1 protein-coding gene is annotated in these 235 nt (G+C 44.7%); it reads left to right on the forward strand.

Going from position 1 to position 235, the window contains the following annotated elements; translation table 11 throughout:
- A partial coding sequence (locus G4L40_RS13270; RefSeq protein ID WP_207785391.1) for a hypothetical protein occupies positions 1–235 on the forward strand: 235 nt, incomplete at both ends.

Consider the following 235-nt stretch of genomic DNA (forward strand, 5'->3'; position numbering starts at 1 on the left):
GGCGCAACAACAATTTGTTCAGGCGCAACCGCTGTGGTTAGTTTCACAGGAACGCCAAATGCAACGATAACCTATACAGTTGATGGTGGAGCGAACCAAACGGTAACTTTAGACGCAACAGGAAATGCGAGTGTAACTACACCGGTATTGACAGCAAACTCGACATATAATTTAGTAAGTGTAGCAAGTGCAACAACACCGGTTTGTAACAATACCGCAAGTGGAAGTGTGACAA

Origin of the sequence: Flavobacterium celericrescens (assembly GCF_011392075.1) — a bacterium.
Taxonomy (GTDB): domain Bacteria; phylum Bacteroidota; class Bacteroidia; order Flavobacteriales; family Flavobacteriaceae; genus Flavobacterium; species Flavobacterium celericrescens.